This window comes from Pseudomonas sp. RC3H12 (assembly GCF_018596375.1).
GTDB lineage: Bacteria > Pseudomonadota > Gammaproteobacteria > Pseudomonadales > Pseudomonadaceae > Aquipseudomonas.
The window spans coordinates 5,036,109-5,055,271 of the sequence record NZ_CP075595.1; the positions used below are offsets into that span (position 1 = coordinate 5,036,109).

The window sequence follows — 19,163 nt, forward strand, 5'->3', positions numbered from 1 at the left end:
CGGCGTCATCGCGGGGCAATTCACACCGCGATGCGCCGCCAGCATGGTCAGATCAGCCCGCCTTCCTCGTCTTCCTCGATCAGGTTGTTCAGGCTACCCAGCGCCTTGCGCGCGGTGGAGCGGTTGAGCAATTTGGCCTGGGCGCCGGGCGGCAGGTCGGTGATGCTGAACACGCCTTTGGCAGTCAGCACCTCGATCAGGTCTTCCAGCACCCGGATCATGTCCAGATCGCTCTGCTTGAGCTGCTTGAGGCTGTTCTCAACGACATCGTCGGCGAACCATTCCTGGATCTCGGCACTGTCGGCGGGGACCATGTCCGTAAATCCATCAAACCCGGCGGCTTCCACTCGCAGCAAACGGCCGTCAGCGTCGCGTTGCACGTAGAACATGGCGGCGTCCCTCGTCACGATGATTCCTTGTTGGTAGTCAGCAGCATAGGCAAAGTTCACCGGGCGTGTAGGCCCGGTGCACGAGTATGCGCGTGAAGCGTTGGCGGGGAAAGCCCGCCCCCGACGCGGCGGCCGTTGCCGGCTGCCGCGGGGGTGGGGATCAGCTGTTGGAGTTGTCGATCTTGATGGTCGGGTCGCCACCGCTGATCAACGAGTTGATCGTGGTGTTGGACCAGTTGACCCCTTCGAGCTTGATGCTCACATCGGCGTTGGCCAGGCCGCCGGCGGCGTTGAGCTTGCCTTCGGTGCTGACTTGCAGGGTCGACTCGCCATTGACCGTGGTTATCTTCAGGAAGTTGTCGATGGTGCTGGCCTTCTCGCCCTGGAGCAGGTCTCTCAGGTCGAGGCGGTCGCCTTCGCTTGCCTTGAAGTCCTTGATCACGTCATTGCCCAGGTCGCCGGCCTTCCACACGAAGGTGTCGGCACCACTGCCACCGGTCATGATGTCATCGCCCTTGCCGCCGATGAGGATGTCATTGCCGGCACCGCCAAACAGGATGTCGTTGCCTTCACCGCCGAGCAGGGTGTCGTTGCCGGTGCCGCCGAGCAGGATGTCGTTGCCCTTGCCGCCGTCGATGTAGTCGTTGCCACCCTGGCCGAAGATGATGTCGTTGCCGTTGCCGCCCAGCAGGGTGTCGGCGCCGTCGTTGCTGCGTGAGACGTCGAACTCGGTGTAGTGCTCGGTGATGTACTTGTGCATCGCCCGTGCGTCCACGCTGCCCGCGTCTACGCCCAGCTTGTCGGCGACATAGCCGCGGATCGCCTCGACACCGGTACCGGCAACACCGTCGAAGACCATCAGGTCGCCGAAGATGATGTCGTTGCCGTCGCCACCATTGACCGTGTCGTTGCCCGGTTGGGTGACTTCGGTATGGCCGAGGATGGCCTCGGCCAGCTTGCTCGGGTCGATGTTGGTCTGCGGCTTGCCGTCAGTGTCGTACGGTTTCAGGTCGTTGGTGTTGACGCCATTGTTGAGGCCGATGGCCTCGACCTCGGAGAGGCCCGAGAGCAACTTGAAGCTGTCCTGCGAGTTGTTCGTGGTGGTGCTGTTGGTGTCGTAGCCCAGGCCACCACGCGAAGACAGCTCGTAGGTGCCGTTACCTTCCGCGTGCAGCTCGCCCGATACGCCGTATTTCCAACCGTTGCGGTAGTACTGCACCTGCAGGTTACCGGCATTGTCGATGCTGACGTAGTTGGTGTTGCTGCTGTCGATGTAGCCGTTGTACGCCATGCCCGGCTTGTAGTTGATCGAAGCCAGGAATGTGTCCAGGGTGATGCCCGAGGTGCCCAGGGTCGGGTTGGAGTTCTCGTTGGTCTGGTAGTAGGTCGGCTTGCCATCGGTGATGAAGAACGTCTGGTTGCTGCCGGTATTGCCACCATCCTTGAGGTTCTGGAACCAGTTGGCGGTGGTCTTGAAGGCGTCCTCGTAGTTGGTGCCGCCGTCTGCCCGCAGGTTGTTCAGGGCGTTGAGCAACTGCTGCAGGCCGGCATCGTTCAGGGTCACCGCAACACTGCTCTTTACCTGGGTGGCGAAGTCCACCAGGAGGACGTTCACGGTACCCGACTGGTCGCCCTTGACGCTGGCGGCCAGGGTCTTGAACACCGATTCCAGGGATTTCTTCGCCGCATCCACGCCGGACGAGCCCATGCTGCCCGAGGTGTCGACGATGAAGGCGAGGTTGTAGTCCTGGCCCGGCACCACGTGCAGGCCGGTGACGTCGGCAACCACTACATCGTTGCCGTCGGTGCCGGTGATGTTGTCGCTGTCCGAGGACAGGTTGCTGGTGGTGTAGGCCTGCGGGTAGACGGTAACTTTGATGGTACCTTCGCTGGTTGCCGTGCTGCCGCCGACGCTCTCGGTGGAGGTCGAGCTGACCTTCACGTCAAACTGGCCCTGGTAGTAGGCCGGCGGCTTGATGGTCAGGCTGCCCAGGTTCCAGCCGGTAACGTCCACCGCGTCCTTGCCGACGGTGAAGGTATGGCCGGCATTATCGGCCAGTACCGAGCCTGCCGGGATGCCGCTGAGCTTGACGCTCAGGGACTCGGAGCCGTCGGTGTCGGTGAGGTTGGTGCTGATGCCCACCAGCTTGACCGGGGCGCCGTTCTCGCTGCCTTCGTTGAGCTTGTAGCCGTCGTAGTAGCCCTGGTTGTTGCTGCCGTGCAGGTCGCCGACGGTCACGCCGGCGTTGGTCAGGTCCTTGACGCTCGGGTACATCGGGATGTTCGCGCTGTTGAGGTCGGTGACCGCGCCGTTGCCCACCTTGATGTTGACGTCCAGGCTGCCAGGACCGGCCTGGTTGGCGTTGTAGATCTCCAGGGTGTAGTAGCCGCTGGTGGTCGGGGTGAAGCTGCCGGAGATGGCGCCGCTGCCCGAGCCCCAGGTGCCGCTGGCGACGTTCTTGCCGCCCACGACGATCTGCAGGCTGTCATCGGCGGTACCGCTGAACGCGTAGGTCTTGCCGGCTTCCAGGTAGATCAGGCCGGAAGTCTTCGAGCCGCTGCCCGCAGTCACGCTGGCAACGGTGTCGACACCGGTGACAGTTTCGCTCTTGCTGGCATTGCCGGCGTTGGCGAAGACATTCTTCAGCGCATCGCCGGTGATGCCGTTGCCGTTGCTGCCCAGGCCGGTGAGGCTGTTCCAGGTTTCCTTGAGCAGGCCGATGGAGTTGACGTTGTTGTTGCCGATGTTCAGGTCAGGCTTATCGGCTACAGGCGCGATATCGACCTTCATGGTCACTTCGCCGCCGGCGTTGGTGCCGTCGTTGGGCTTGTACTTGATCTGCGCGTAGTCGGCCTGCTTGTTGCCCACGCCGCTGCCGCCATAACCGTCGACGCCCGACTGGTTGGCCTGCGGCACGAACTTGAGCTTGCCGGCGGCGATGTCAGCCTGGCTGATATTCTGGTTGAGCGAGACATCGACCCAGGAGGTGCCGTTGAAGAACTTCAGGCCGCCCAGGTCCGGCAGCTTGCTGATGGTCACCGAAAGACCAGTGTTGCCATCGGCGTCGCTGACGTTGAAGTCGCCCCACTTGAACACGTAGTCGGTGTCTTCGCTGCCGGTCACCGCGCCGCCGGTCGACACCGGTGCATGGTCGTTGTCGATTATGGTGGTGGTGACGCTGGACTTGCCGGCGTCGACCTGCAGGTTCTCGAAGCCGCCGCCCGTGGCACCGCTGATCTTGACTGTGAAGTTCTCCGAGCCCTCGACCAGCTTGTCGTCGATGGTCTTGATGTCGAAGGTGGTGCCGCTGCTGCCGGCCGGGATCTTCACGGTGACCACACCGGTGAAGTCCTGGCCGTCGGTGGCGGTGCCGCTGTAGGTCAGGGTGATGGTCACCTCGGACTTCGACGGATTGCTCAGGGTCAGGTTGTAGTGGGCGGTGTCGCCTTCGGTCACCGAGGTGTCGCCGCTGATGCCGACAGTGGTCAGGTCGCCCTGGCCGCTCGGCTCGTCGGTGACGCTGGTGGTGACGGTATTGCTGCCCAAGGTCAGCTTCTCGAAGTTGTCGCCACCGGCGACCGACTCGATCTTGTTGACGATGTTCGGTTGGCCACCGAGGTACGGGTCGTCCTTGGCGGTAATGGTGAAGGTGCCGCTGGCGCTGCCGGCCGGGATGCTGACCTTGGTGCCGTCGGTCAGGGTGAAGGTCAGGCCGTTGTGCCCGACTACCGACAGACCTTGGGCATTGGTCAGGGTCACGGTGTAGGTGACCTGGCCGCCCTCGGTGACGGTGGTCTTGTCGGCGGACAGCGTGGCGACCACTTCACTGATGGTGTCGGTGATCTGCACGGTGGCATTGCCACCCAGCTCCAGGTTCTCGAAGGTCTTGCCGGTGACTACGGCCTCGGTGACGCCGACGGTCAGCGAGCTGCCGTCCTTGAACACGTCGTCGCCCTGCGCGGCGGCCTTGTACTCGACCTGGGGCTGGCCGGCGGGGATCACCACCTTGGCGCCGTTGCTCAGGGTCACGGTCAGGTCCTGTGCCAGTTTTTGGCTGACCTTGACGGTGAACGACGGTTGCTGGTCTTCGGTGACGTTGCCATTGCCGACGATGGTGACCGAGACCTTGTCACCCTGGTTACCGGTGCCCGGCGTGCCCGAACCTGGCTCGTCGGTGACGCTGGTCTTCACTTCGTTCTGGCCGAGGGTCAGTTTTTCGAAGTTGTCCGCGCCGGTGACGCCGGTGATCTTGTTGCTGATGGTCGGCTGACCACCGACGAACACGTCGTCCGGCGCATTGATGGTTGCGGTGCCAGTGGCGCTGCCGGCCGGGATGCTGACCTTGGTGCCGTCGGACAGGGTGAAGGTCAGGCCATTGTGGCCGGTGACCGAGAGGCCCTGTGCGTTGGTCAGGGTCACGGTGTAGGTGACCTGGCCGCCTTCGGACACGGTGGTCTTGTCGGCGGACAAGGTGGCCACGACTTCACTGATGGTGTCGTTGATCTGCACGGTGGCGCTGCCGCCGAGCTCGAGGTTCTCGAAGGTCTTGCCGACCACGCTGGCATCGCTGATGCCAACGGTGAGCGGGCCGCCGTCCTTGAACACATCGTCGCCCTGGATCGGCGCCTTGTATTCGACCTGGGTCTGGCCGGCGGGAATCACCACCTTGGCACCATTACTCAGGGTGACGGTCAGGTCCTGGTCGAGCTTCTGGCTGACCTTGACGGTGAACGATGGCTGCTGGGCTTCGTTGACATCGCCGTTGCCGACGATGGTGACCGAGACCTTGTCGCCCTGGTTGCCGGTGCCTGGAGTGCCCGAACCCGGCTCGTCGGTGACGGAGGTCCTCACTTCGTTCTGACCCAGGGTCAGTTTCTCGAAGTTGTCGGCGCCGGTGACGCCGGTGATCTTGTTGCTGATGGTGGCCTGGCCGCCGATGAACACGTCGTCCGGCGCGTTGATGGTAGCGGTACCAGTGGCGCTGCCGGCCGGGATAGTGACCTTGGTGCCATCGGAAAGGGTGAAGGTCAGACCGTTGTGGCCGACCACCGACAAGCCCTGGGCATTGGTCAGGGTCACGGTGTAGGTGATCTGGCCACCTTCGGACACAGTGGTCTTGTCGGCGGTGAGGGTCGCGACGACTTCACTGATGGTATCGGTGATCTGCACAGTGGCGTTGCCACCGAGCTCCAGGTTCTCGAAGGTCTTGCCGGTGACTGCGGCATCGGTGATGCCGACGGTCAGCGAGCTGCCGTCCTTGAACACGTCGTCGCCCTGGGCGGCGGCCTTGTACTCGACCTGGGTCTGGCCGGCGGGGATCACCACCTTGGCGCCGTTGCTCAGGGTCACGGTCAGGTCCTGTGCCAGTTTCTGGCTGACCTTGACGGTGAACGACGGTTGCTGGTCTTCGGTGACGTTACCATTGCCGACGATGGTGACCGAGACCTTGTCACCCTGGTTGCCGGTGCCTGGTGTGCCCGAGCCCGGCTCATCAGTGACGGAGGTCTTCACTTCGTTCTGACCCAGGGTCAGCTTCTCGAAGTTGTCCGCGCCGGTGACGCCGGTGATCTTGTTGCTGATGGTCGGCTGACCACCGACGAACACGTCGTCCGGCGCATTGATGGTGGCGGTGCCAGTGGCGCTGCCGGCCGGGATGCTGACCTTGGTGCCATCGGTGAGGGTGAAGGTCAGGCCGTTGTGGCCGGTGACCGAGAGGCCCTGTGCGTTGGTCAGGGTCACGGTGTAGGTGACCTGGCCGCCTTCGGACACGGTGGTCTTGTCGGCGGACAAGGTAGCCACGACTTCACTGATGGTGTCGGTGATCTGCACGGTGGCATTGCCACCCAGCTCCAGGTTTTCGAAGGTATGGCCTGGAACCGTGGCATCGGTGATGCCGACGGTCAGCGAGCTGCCGTCCTTGAACACGTCGTCGCCCTGGGCGGCAGCCTTGTACTCGGTCTGGGTCTGACCGGCCGGGATCACCACCTTGTCGCCGTTGGACAGGGTGACAGTCAGGTCGTATCCAAGCTTCTGGCTGACCTTGACGGTGAACGAGGGCTGCAGGTCCTCGGTGACATTGCCATTGCCGACGATGGTGACGGAGACCTTGTCGCCCTGGTTGTCGGTGCCCGGGGTTCCAGTGCCCGGCTCGTCGGTCACGGAGGTCTGCACCTCACCTTGGCCGAGGGTCAGTTTCTCGAAGTTGTCGGCACCGCTGACGGTCACCAGTTTGTTGCTGATGGTCGCCTGGCCGCCGACGAACACATCGTCCGGTGCATTGATGGTGGCAGTGCCGGTAGCGTTGCCGGCGGGGATGGTGACCTTGGTACCGTCGGACAGGGTGAAGGTCAGGCCGTTATGGCCGGTGACCGACAGGCCCTGGGCATTGGTCAGGGTCACGGTGTAGGTGATCTGGCCACCTTCGGACACAGTGGTCTTGTCGGTGGTGAGGGTCGCGACGACTTCACTGATGGTATCGGTGATCTGCACAGTGGCGTTGCCACCGAGCTCCAGGTTTTCGAAGGTCTTGCCGGTGACTGCGGCATCGGTGATGCCGACGGTCAGCGAGCTGCCATCCTTGAACACATCGTCGCCCTGGGCGGCAGCCTTGTACTCGGTCTGGGTCTGACCGGCCGGGATCACGACCTTGTCGCCGTTGCTCAGGGTCACGGTCAGGTCCTGCGCCAGTTTCTGGCTGACCTTGACGGTGAACGACGGCTGCTGGTCTTCGGTGACATTGCCGTTGCCGACGATGGTGACGGTGACCTTGTCGCCTTGGTTATCGGTACCTGGAGTGCCGGTGCCTGGCTCGTCGGTCACGGTCGTGGTGACCGTGTTGTCGCCGAGGGTGAGCTTCTCGAAGTTTTCTGCGCCGCTGACGCCTTCGATCTTGTTGACGATCGCAGGCTGGCCGCCGACGAACACGTCGTCCGGTGCGTTAATGGTGAAGGTGCCGCTGGCGCTGCCGGCCGGTACGGTGACCTTGGTGCCATCGGTCAGAGTGAAGGTCAGGCCATTGTGGCCGGTGACCGAGAGGCCCTGGGCGTTGGTCAGGGTCACGGTGTAGGTGACCTGGCCGCCTTCAGACACAGTGGTCTTGTCGGCGGTCAGCGTGGCGACGACCTCGCTGACGGTGTCGGTGATCTCAACGCTGGCGTTGCCGCCGAGCTCGAGGTTCTCGAAGGTCTTGCCGGTAATCGACGCATCGGAAATACCGACGGTCAGGGTGTCGCCATCCTTGAATACGTCATCGCCTTGGGCGGTGGCTTTGTACTCAACTTGGGTCTGACCGGCCGGGATGACGACTTTATCGCCATTCGACAGGGTGACGGTCAGGTCCTGGCCGAGTTTCTGGCTGACCTTGACGGTGAAGCTTGGCTGCTGGTCTTCGGAGACAGCGCCGTTGCCGACGATGGTGACCGAGACTTTGTCGCCTTCGTTGCCGGTGCCCGGAGTACCAGTACCTGGCTCGTCGGTGACGGTCGTGGTGAGGGTGTCCTTGCCGAGCGTGAGCTTCTCGAAGTTGCCCGCACCGCTGACGCCTTCAAGTTTGTTGACGATCGAAGGCTGGCCGCCGACGAACACGTCGTCCGGCGCGGTGATAGTAAATGTGCCGCTGGCGCTGCCGGCCGGGATGGTGACCTTGGTGCCATCTGTCAGGGTGAAGGTCAGGCCATTGTGGCCGTTGACCGGCAGCCCCTGGGCATTGGTCAGCGTCACGGTGTAGGTGATCTGGCCACCTTCGGTGACGGTGGTCTTGTCGGCAGTGAGGGTCGCGACCACTTCACTGATGGTGTCGGTGATCTGTACCGAGGCGTTGCCACCCAGCTCCAGGTTCTCGAAGGCCTTGCCATCGACGGCGGCATCGGTGATGCCGACGGTCAAGGTATCGCCGTCCTTGAAGACGTCATCACCTTGGGCTTTGGCCTTGTAATCGGCTTCGGTCTGGCCAGCAGGAATGACGACTTTGTCGCCATTCGACAAGGTGACGGTCAGGTCATGGTCCAGTTTCTGGCTAACCTTGACGGTGAAGGCTGGCTGCTGGTCTTCCGTGACATCGCCTTTGCCGACGATGGTGACGGTGACCTTGTCGCCCTGGTTGTCGGTGCCTGGGGTACCAGTACCTGGCTCGTCGGTCACGGTCGTGGTGACTGTGTTGTCACCCAGAGTCAATTTCTCGAAGTTGTCGCCACCGGCAACCGATTCGATCTTGTTGACGATGCTCTGCTGGCCGCCGACGAATACGTCGTCAGGAGCGGTGATGGTGAAGGTACCGCTGGCACTGCCGGCAGGAACGGTGACCTTGGTGCCATCGGTCAGGGTAAAGGTCAGGCCATTGTGGCCGTTGACCGGCAGACCCTGGGCATTGGTCAGGGTTACGGTATAGGTGATCTGGCCGCCTTCACTGACGGTGGTCTTGTCGGCGGTCAGGGTCGCTACGACTTCGCTGACGGTGTCGTTGATCTGAACGCTGGCGTTGCCGCCGAGCTCGAGGTTCTCGAAGGTCTTGCCGGTGACCGAGGCGTCGGAAATCCCTACGGTCAAGGTGTCGCCATCCTTGAAGACGTCATCGCCTTGGGCGGTAGCCTTGTACTCGACCTGGGTTTGACCCGCTGGGATCACCACTTTATCGCCGTTGCTCAGGGTTACGGTCAGGTCCTGACCGAGTTTCTGGCTGACCTTGACGGTGAACGACGGCTGCTGGTCCTCGGTCACCGCGCCGTTGCCGACGATAGTGACCGAGACCTTGTCGCCTTCGTTGCCAGTGCCCGGAGTGCCGGTGCCTGGCTCGTCGGTGACGGAGGTTTTCACTTCGTCCTGACCCAGGGTCAGTTTCTCGAAGTTGTCGGCACCGGTCACGCCTTCCAGTTTGTTGGTGATGGTAGGTTGACCGCCGACGAATACGTCGTCCGGCGCATTGATGGTGATGGTGCCGGTGGCGCTGCCCGCTGGCACGGTGACCTTGGTGCCGTCGGTCAGGGTGAAGGTCAGGCCGTTGTGGCCGGTGACCGACAGGCCCTGGGCATTGGTCAGGGTGATGGTGTAGGTGATCTGGCCGCCTTCACTGACGGTGGTTTTGTCGGCAGACAGGGTCGCTACGACTTCGCTGATGGTGTCGTTGATCTGAACGCTGGCGTTGCCGCCGAGCTCGAGGTTCTCGAAGGTCTTGCCGGTGACCGAGGCGTCGGAAATCCCTACGGTCAGGGTGTCGCCGTCCTTGAAGACGTCATCACCTTGGGCCTTGGCTTTGTACTCGGCTTCGGTCTGGCCGGCCGGGATCACCACTTTATCGCCGTTGCTCAGGGTTACGGTCAGGTCCTGACCGAGTTTCTGGCTGACCTTGACGGTGAACGACGGCTGCTGATCTTCGGTGACTGCGCCGTTGCCAACGATGGTCACGGAAACCTTGTCGCCTTCGTTGCCAGTGCCGGGCGTGCCAGTACCTGGCTCATCGGTCACGGTCGTGGTGAGGGTGTCCTTGCCGAGCGTGAGCTTCTCGAAGCTATCCGCGCCGCTGACGCTTTCGAGCTTGTTGACGATCGAAGGCTGACCGCCGACAAACACGTCGTCCGGCGCGGTGATGGTGAAGGTGCCGCTGGCACTACCCGCAGGAATAGTGACCTTGGTGCCATCGGTCAAAGTGAAGGTCAGGCCGTTGTGGCCATTAACCGGCAGACCCTGGGCATTGGTCAGGGTGACGGTGTAAGTGATCTGGCCACCTTCCGACACAGTGGTCTTGTCGGCGGTCAGGGTCGCGACGACTTCGCTGATGGTGTCGGTGATCTGCACCGAGGCGTTGCCGCCCAGTTCCAGGTTCTCGAAGGCCTTGCCGTCAACGGCAGCATCGGTGATGCCGACAGTCAGGGTATCGCCATCCTTGAATACGTCATCGCCCTGGGCCTTGGCCTTGTACTCGGCTTCGGTCTGGCCAGCAGGGATCACCACCTTGTCGCCATTGGACAGGGTGACGGTCAAGTCGTGGTCGAGCTTCTGGCTGACCTTGACGGTGAAGGCCGGCTGCTGGTCTTCGGTGACATCGCCCTTGCCGACGATGGTGACGGTGACCTTGTCGCCTTGGTTGTCGGTGCCTGGAGTGCCGGTACCTGGCTCGTCGGTCACGGTGGTGGTGACCGAGTTGTCGCCGAGGGTCAGCTTCTCGAAGTTGTCGCCACCGGCAACGGATTCAATCTTGTTGACGATCGAAGGCTGGCCGCCGACGAATACGTCGTCAGGAGCCGTGATGGTGAAGGTGCCGCTGGTGCTGCCTGCCGGAATGGTGACCTTGGTGCCATCGGTCAAGGTGAAGGTCAGGCCATTATGGCCGCTGACCGGCAGACCCTGGGCATTGGTCAGGGTCACGGTGTAGGTGATCTGGCCACCTTCGGACACAGTGGTCTTGTCGGCGGTCAGGGTCGCGACGACTTCGCTGACGGTATCGGTGATCTGCACGGTGGCATCGCCACCCAGCTGCAGGTTCTCGAAGGTCTTGCCATCAACGACTGCATCAGTGATGCCGACGGTCAGCGAACTGCCATCCTTGAAGACGTCATCGCCCTGGGCATCCGCCTTGTACTCGACCTGGGTCTGGCCAGCCGGAATCACCACCTTGGCGCCATTGCTCAGGGTGACGGTGAGATCCTGGTCCAGCTTCTGGTTGACCTTGACGGTGAAGGACGGCTGCAGGTCTTCGGTGACATCGCCGTTGCTGACGATGGTGACAGATACCTTGTTGCCGGTATCCGGATCATCAGTGACAGTAGTGGTGAGTGTCTCCTTGCCGAGCGTCAGCTTCTCGAAGTTGTCCGCGCCGCTGACACCTTCGAGCTTGTTCACGATCGAGGGCTGGCCGCCGACGAATACGTCGCTCGGGGCGGTGATGGTGAAGGTCCCGCTGGCGCTGCCGGCCGGAACGGTGACTTTGGTGCCATCGGTCAGGGTGAAGGTCAGGCCGTTATGGCCGGTAACCGACAGGCCCTGGGCATTGGTCAGCGTCACGGTGTAGGTGATCTGGCCGCCTTCGGTGACGGTGGTCTTGTCAGCGGTCAGGGTCGCGACGACTTCACTGATGGTGTCGATGATCTGCACCGAGGCGTTGCCACCCAGTTCCAGGTTCTCGAAGGCCTTGCCATCGACGGCAGCATCGGTGATGCCGACGGTAAGGGTGTCACCGTCCTTGAAGACGTCATCACCCTGGGCTTTGGCCTTGTACTCAGTTTCGGTCTGACCGGCTGGAATGACGACTTTGTCGCCGTTCGACAGGGTTACGGTCAGGTCGTGGTCGAGCTTCTGGCTGACCTTGACGGTGAAGGCCGGCTGCTGGTCTTCGGTGACATCGCCCTTGCCGACGATGGTGACGGTGACCTTGTCGCCTTGGTTGTCGGTGCCTGGAGTGCCGGTGCCCGGCTCGTCAGTGACGGAGGTCTTCACTTCGTCCTGACCCAAGGTCAGTTTTTCGAAGTTGTCGGCGCCGGTGACGCCTTCCAGCTTGTTGGTGATGGTTGGTTGACCACCAACGAACACGTCATCCGGAGCGGTGATGGTGAAGGTACCGCTAGCACTGCCCGCAGGAATAGTGACCTTGGTGCCATCGGTTAAAGTGAAGGTCAGGCCATTGTGACCGTTAACCGGCAGACCCTGGGCGTTGGTCAGCGTCACGGTGTAGGTGATCTGGCCGCCTTCGGTGACGGTGGTTTTGTCAGCGGTCAGGGTTGCGACGACTTCGCTGATGGTGTCGGTGATCTGTACCGAGGCGTTGCCACCCAGCTCCAGGTTCTCGAAGGCCTTGCCATCGACGGCGGCATCGGTGATGCCGACGGTAAGGGTGTCACCGTCCTTGAAGACGTCATCACCCTGGGCTTTGGCCTTGTACTCAGCTTCGGTCTGACCGGCTGGAATGACGACTTTGTCGCCGTTCGACAGGGTTACGGTCAGGTCGTGGTCCAGTTTCTGGCTGACCTTGACGGTGAAGGCTGGCTGCTGGTCTTCGGTGACATCGCCCTTGCCGACGATGGTGACGGTGACCTTGTCGCCTTGGTTGTCGGTGCCTGGGGTACCCGTACCCGGCTCATCGGTCACGGTGGTGGTGACCGAGTTGTCGCCGAGGGTCAGCTTCTCGAAGTTGTCGCCACCGGCAACCGATTCGATCTTGTTGACGATGCTCGGCTGGCCGCCGACGAATACGTCGTCAGGAGCGGTGATGGTGAAAGTACCGCTGGCACTGCCGGCAGGAACGGTGACCTTGGTGCCATCGGTCAGGGTAAAGGTCAGGCCATTGTGGCCGTTGACCGGCAGACCTTGGGCATTGTTCAGGGTCACGGTGTAGGTGATCTGGCCGCCCTCGGACACGGTGGTCTTGTCAGCGGTGAGGGTCGCGACCACTTCACTGACGGTGTCGGTGATCTGCACCGAGGCGTTGCCGCCCAGTTCCAGGTTCTCGAAGGACTTGCCGTCGACAGCAGCAGCGGTGATGCCGACAGTCAGGGTGTCGCCGTCTTTGAAGACGTCGTCGCCCTGGGCTTTGGCTTTGTACTCGGCTTCGGTCTGACCGGCTGGAATGACGACTTTGTCGCCGTTCGACAGGGTCACGGTCAGGTCGTGGTCGAGCTTCTGGCTGACCTTGACGGTGAAGGCTGGTTGCTGGTCTTCGGTGACATCGCCTTTGCCGACGATGGTGACGGTGACCTTGTCGCCTTGGTTGTCGGTGCCTGGAGTGCCGGTACCTGGCTCGTCGGTCACGGTGGTGGTGACGGAGTTGTCGCCGAGGGTCAGCTTCTCGAAGTTGTCGCCACCGGCAACCGATTCGATCTTGTTGACGATGCTCGGCTGGCCGCCGACGAATACGTCGTCAGGAGCGGTGATGGTGAAGGTACCGCTGGCACTGCCGGCAGGAACGGTGACCTTGGTGCCATCGGTCAGGGTGAAGGTCAGGCCGTTGTGGCCGTTGACCGGCAGACCTTGGGCATTGGTCAGGGTCACGGTGTAGGTGATCTGGCCACCTTCGTTGACGGTGGTCTTGTCCGCAGTCAGGGTTGCGACGACCTCACTGATGGTGTCGGTGATCTGGACGGAAGCGTTACCGCCCAGCTCCAGATTTTCGAAAGCTTTGCCGTCAACGGCAGCGTCGGTGATGCCGACGGTCAGGGTATCGCCGTCCTTGAAGACGTCATCACCTTGGGCCTTGGCTTTGTACTCGGCTTCGGTCTGGCCGGCCGGGATCACAACCTTGTCGCCATTGGACAGGGTGACGGTCAGGTCATGGTCGAGCTTCTGGCTGACCTTGACGGTGAAGGCTGGCTGCTGGTCTTCGGTGACATCGCCTTTGCCGACGATGGTGACGGTGACCTTGTCGCCTTGGTTATCGGTGCCTGGGGTGCCGGTACCTGGCTCGTCAGTCACGGTGGTGGTGACCGAGTTGTCGCCGAGGGTCAGTTTCTCGAAGTTGTCGCCACCGGCGACCGATTCGATCTTGTTGACGATAGAAGGCTGGCCGCCGACGAACACGTCATCCGGTGCGGTGATGGTGAAGGTGCCGCTGGCGCTGCCCGCCGGAATGGTGACTTTGGTGCCATCGGTCAGGGTGAAGGTCAGGCCGTTGTGGCCGTTGACCGGCAGACCTTGGGCATTGGTCAGCGTCACGGTGTAGGTGATCTGGCCACCTTCGGTGACGGTGGTCTTGTCTGCGGTCAGGGTTGCGACCACTTCGCTGATGGTGTCGGTGATCTGAACCGAGGCGTTGCCACCCAGTTCCAGGTTCTCGAAGGACTTGCCGTCAACGGCAGCATCGGTGATGCCGACAGTCAGGGTATCGCCGTCTTTGAAGACGTCGTCGCCCTGGGCCTTGGTCTTGTATTCGGCTTCGGTCTGGCCTGCTGGGATCACCACCTTGTCGCCGTTGGACAGGGTTACGGTGAGGTCATGGTCGAGCTTCTGGCTGACCTTGACGGTGAAGGCCGGTTGCTGGTCTTCGGTGACATCGCCTTTGCCGACGATGGTGACGGTGACTTTGTCGCCCTGATTGTCGGTGCCTGGGGTACCAGTGCCCGGCTCGTCTGTGACGGAGGTCTTCACTTCGTCCTGACCCAGGGTCAGTTTTTCGAAGTTGTCGGCGCCGGTGACGCCTTCCAGCTTGTTGGTGATGGTTGGTTGGCCGCCGACGAACACGTCATCCGGTGCGGTAATGGTGAAGGTGCCGCTGGCGCTGCCGGCCGGTACGGTGACCTTGGTGCCATCGGTCAGGGTGAAGGTCAGGCCGTTGTGGCCATTAACCGGCAGACCCTGGGCATTGGTCAGGGTGACGGTGTAAGTGATCTGGCCACCTTCCGACACAGTGGTCTTGTCGGCGGTCAGGGTCGCGACGACTTCGCTGATGGTGTCGGTGATCTGCACCGAGGTGTTGCCGCCCAGTTCCAGGTTCTCGAAGGCCTTGCTATCGACGGCAGCATCGGTGATGCCGACAGTCAGGGTATCGCCATCCTTGAATACGTCATCGCCCTGGGGCTTGGCCTTGTACTCGGCTTCGGTCTGGCCAGCAGGGATCACCACCTTGTCGCCATTGGACAGGGTGACGGTCAAGTCGTGGTCGAGCTTCTGGCTGACCTTGACGGTGAAGGCCGGCTGCTGGTCTTCGGTGACATCGCCCTTGCCGACGATGGTGACGGTGACCTTGTCGCCTTGGTTGTCGGTGCCTGGAGTGCCGGTACCTGGCTCGTCGGTCACGGTGGTGGTGACCGAGTTGTCGCCGAGGGTCAGCTTCTCGAAGTTGTCGCCACCGGCAACGGATTCAATCTTGTTGACGATCGAAGGCTGGCCGCCGACGAATACGTCGTCAGGAGCCGTGATGGTGAAGGTGCCGCTGGTGCTGCCTGCCGGAATGGTGACCTTGGTGCCATCGGTCAGGGTGAAGGTCAGGCCATTATGGCCGCTGACCGGCAGACCCTGGGCATTGGTCAGGGTCACGGTGTAGGTGATCTGGCCACCTTCGGACACAGTGGTCTTGTCGGCAGTGAGGGTTGCGACCACTTCACTGACGGTGTCGGTGATCTGCACGGTGGCATCGCCACCCAACTGCAGGTTCTCGAAGGTCTTGCCCGCCACGCTGGCATCGGTCACGGCGAGGGTCACGGAGCCGGCGTCGTTGAATACGTCGTCGCCCTGGGCCGGAAGGCTGTAGGTGGCCTGGGTCTGGCCGGCGCTGATGACCACAGTGGCGCCATTGGACAGGGTCACGGTCAGGTCATGGTCGAGCTTCTGGCTGACCGATACAGTGAAGGTCGGCTGTTCGGCCTCGGTCACGTTGCCATTGCTGGCGATGCTGACGGTCACCGTGTCGATGCTGTCGCTGATCACGGTCTGGGTCGGCGTAGTGTCGGGTTCCAGCTTCTCGAAGTTGCCACCGGTGACACCAGTGATGCTGGTGCTGACCGTGCTGCCGTTGACGAATACGTCGTTAGCCGGGGTCTGGAAGTCGACGCTGCCAGTGCTTTCGCCGGCCTTGACGGTAATAGTCTGCCCATTGGACAGAGTGACGGTGACCGGAGTCTGGGCCGGGTTGGTCAGGGTCACGGTGTAGGTGATCACGCCGCCTTCGGTGACGCTTGGAGTCGCGGTCAGAGTGGCGGTGGTGGTGTCGATCGAGTCGTTGATCTTCGTTTCCGCTGGTGCCGAGTTCGGCTCCAGTTTCTCGAAGTTGCCGCCCGTTGCGCTCGTGATCGTGGTACTGACAGTACTGCCATTGTTATAGACGTCGTTGGCCGGGGTCTGGAAATCGACGCTGCCGGACGACTTGCCAGCCTCGATGGTGACGGTCTGGCCATTGGACAGAGTGACGGTGACCGGAGTCTGGGCCGGGTTTGTCAGGGTCACGGTGTAGGTGATCACGCCACCTTCGGTCACGCTTGGGGTCGCGGTCAGGGTGGCGGTGGTAGTGTCGACGGAGTCGTTGATCTTTGTTTCCGCTGGTGCCGGGTTTGGCACCAGATTCTCGAAATTACCGCCCGTTGCCCCCGTGATCGTGGTGCTGACGGTGCTGCCGTTGTTATAGACGTCATTGGCTGGGGTCTGGAAATCAACGCTGCCTGACGACTTGCCGGCTTCGATGGTGACGGTCTGGCCATTGGACAGGGTGACGGTGACTGGGGTCTGGGCCGGGTTGGTCAGGGTCACGGTATAGGTGATCACGCCACCTTCGGTCACGCTTGGGTTGGCGGTCAGCGTGGCAGTGGTGGTATCGATGGTGTCGGTGACCTCGGTCACCGCCGGCGTGGTGCTCGGCGTGACGATCAGGCCGTTGCCGCCGCTGGTTCCGGTGATGGTCGCGGAGATCTGGCCGCCATCGATGTAGGGCGTGTCGTTGGCCGGGACATTGACGTTGACGGTGCCGGTGGTCTGGCCCGCCGGGATCACGATGACAGCGCCATTGGACAGGGTCACGGTCAGGTTGGTCAGCGGTGGCTGGCCGACGGTGGCGGTATAGACAATTACGCCACCCGCCTCGGTGATCGTGGGAGTGGCGCTCAGGGTCAGCCCTGTGGTGAGCGGGGCGTTGGTGGTGTTGGTACTGGCGTTGTTGCCGTCCAGCCCGCCCTGCTCATCGATACCCAGCCCGTTGGCAAAGCCTATTGGGCCGGTGGGGAAGCCGATGGTCGGGTCGACCACCCCGGCGGTTTCCTGGAGCAGGACGAAGCTATGCCCGCCGCCTACCGAACCGCCGCCTGCCGCGGCCGGGCCGGCAGCGGTGGCCTCCAGTTCGGTGGTCGGGTCGACGCCGGCGGCGATGGCTTGTTGCAGCTCCTCCACCGAGGGCGCCGCCTGGGCGGTGGCCTGGCTCAGGTCGATGCTGCTGTCGGGGGCGTCGGCACTCCACTGGGTGTCGCGACCGAGGTCGAGCAGACGGCCGTCGGCCAGCTCCAGAGTGACCGCGCCGCCAGTGCCGGTGTCTACCTGTTCACCGGCAAGCAGGCGATCGCCTTCGATCAGTACGCGCCGGATGCCTTCTGGGGAAACTGCGATGACTTGGCCAACAATGCTTTTGACGATGGCAACAACAGTGCTCATTGGACTCTCCGGACTACCCGTTCAGTTGGCTTCCATGCCCGGCCGGCATTCGAAGGCGGCGACTGATGGAATGTTTCAATAATGTTTTTGACGCATAATTGCGTCAATTTTACGTCTATAATTTCTGGCTATTAAGTTTATGCCAAACTATTGACCTTCTGGCTGCCATCCTAAACAATCGCCAAGGTAATGTCACATTGATATTTGGCCAGCCAACCCCTTTCTTTTGTATTAATCGCACTGCCTATTCGGAAGCTTCCTACATACAGATCAGGGTTCGCCATTTTCCAAGGCAGGCACGGCTTCGGCTGTGATTTGGGACAACAGCTCTCTCGGGAACCAGTAAAAATGCGTGCGTCACTGTTCACCGCTCTTCCTTTCGCTCTCGCCGCCTCTTTCGCTCAAGCACAAACCTTGCCTGAAGCCATGCAGAAGGCCCTCGAGGTACACCCGGAAATCCAGGCCGGCGTGAACGCCCGTACGGCTGCGGACTACCAACTGCGTGCAGCCCAGGGCGGCTACTTGCCGCGGGTCGATGTGACGGCCGGTTATGGCCGCGAGGGCACCGACAGCCCAAGCACCCGCAACCGCTGGGAGACGCTCAACCGTGGCGAATCGGCGATCCGCCTGCGGCAGATGGTCTTTGACGGTTTTGCCACTTCCAGCGAGGTCGGGCGTCAACAAGCCACCGTCAACGCTCGCGCCTACTCCCTGCTGGGGACGTCCGAGCGCACCGCGCTGACCGTCGCCCAAGTCTACCTGGACGTCCTGTCGCGCCGTGAGATGGTGCGCCTGGCCGAAGAAAACCTGCGCAACCATGAGCGCATCCTCGACCAGATCAAGTTGCGCACCAGCCGTGGCGTAGGCCGCATGGCCGACCTCGACCAGGCCGAAGCGCGCCAGGCCCAGGCCCGCAACAACCTGATCACCGAGCAGACCAACTTGGCCGATGCCAACACCAACTACCTGAGCGTCGTCGGGCAAATGCCCGACGAGTTAAGCACGCCTGCGCCATTTGTCGACCTGCTGCCGGCCACCCTCGAAGAGGCGCGTCACCAACTGGTCGAAGAGAGCCCGATCCTGCGTTCGGCCGAGTCGGACATCGCGGCTGCCGAGAAGCAATACGAAGCGGCAAAGTCTACTTTCTATCCGCGTTTCGATGCCGAACTCGGACGAACGGCCGACAACAACCTCGACGGCGCGGTGGGCCACAACAATGAGTGGCAGGCCATGCTGCGCATGAACTTCAACCTGTACGCCGGCGGCAGCAACAAGGCGGACCTGGAATCGAAGTCGTATCTGGCCAACCAGGCCCTGGACATTCGCAACAACGCCTTGCGCCAGCTCAATGAGGAGTTAGGTTTGGCATGGAATGCTCTGGAAAACGCCAACGCCCAGGTGCCGATCGCCCAGCAGTATGTCGATCACAGCAATCGGGTGCGCAGCGCCTACCAACAGCAGTTCGGCCTGGGCGAGCGAACCCTGCTCGACTTGCTCGACAGCGAGAATGAAACCTTCACCGCCCAGCGTCGTCTGGTAGAGGTGAAGAACATACAAATGTTTACTCAGTACCGAATCAAGGCGACCATTGGCCAGTTGCTCAAGAGCCAGGGTGTCGTCGCGCCGATGGCAACGGTTGTGCAAAACGACCTGAAGCCCAAGGTGAACCTGCCGGGTATGAACTGAGGGAAGTCTTGAGTATCCCCGGCTCCTTCCAGCGG

Annotated in this window: 3 protein-coding genes; 1 reads left to right on the plus strand and 2 read right to left on the minus strand. The window is 62.0% G+C overall.

All coding sequences use genetic code 11. The features are described 5' to 3' along the window. Positions 1 to 47: 47 nt before the first annotated feature. Both KHO27_RS23055 and KHO27_RS23060 read right to left on the minus strand, forming a co-directional pair. On the minus strand, positions 48 to 389 hold the full coding sequence (locus tag KHO27_RS23055) for a hypothetical protein (protein WP_046857559.1): 342 nt from the start codon (positions 387 to 389) through the stop codon (positions 48 to 50). Positions 390 to 549: 160 nt separating this feature from the next. Further along, the gene (locus KHO27_RS23060; RefSeq protein ID WP_214500821.1) at positions 550 to 17,442 is read right to left on the minus strand and encodes an immunoglobulin-like domain-containing protein; all 16,893 of its coding nucleotides are present in this window, start codon (positions 17,440 to 17,442) and stop codon (positions 550 to 552) included. A 348-nt stretch (positions 17,443 to 17,790) separates the two neighbouring features. Here KHO27_RS23060 and KHO27_RS23065 point away from each other — a divergent pair, with 348 nt between their 5' ends. Then, entirely contained in the window at positions 17,791 to 19,128 is a 1,338-nt protein-coding gene (locus KHO27_RS23065) for a TolC family outer membrane protein (protein ID WP_102684990.1), read from the plus strand. The last annotated feature ends 35 nt before the right edge of the window (positions 19,129 to 19,163 follow it).

Excerpts from the sequence above, each read along its gene's own strand:
- KHO27_RS23055 (WP_046857559.1), bottom strand. The coding sequence starts at position 389 with ATGTTCTACGTGCAACGCGACGCTGACGGCCGTTTGCTGCGAGTGGAA.
- KHO27_RS23060 (WP_214500821.1), bottom strand. The coding sequence starts at position 17,442 with ATGAGCACTGTTGTTGCCATCGTCAAAAGCATTGTTGGCCAAGTCATC.
- KHO27_RS23065 (WP_102684990.1), top strand. The coding sequence starts at position 17,791 with ATGCGTGCGTCACTGTTCACCGCTCTTCCTTTCGCTCTCGCCGCCTCT.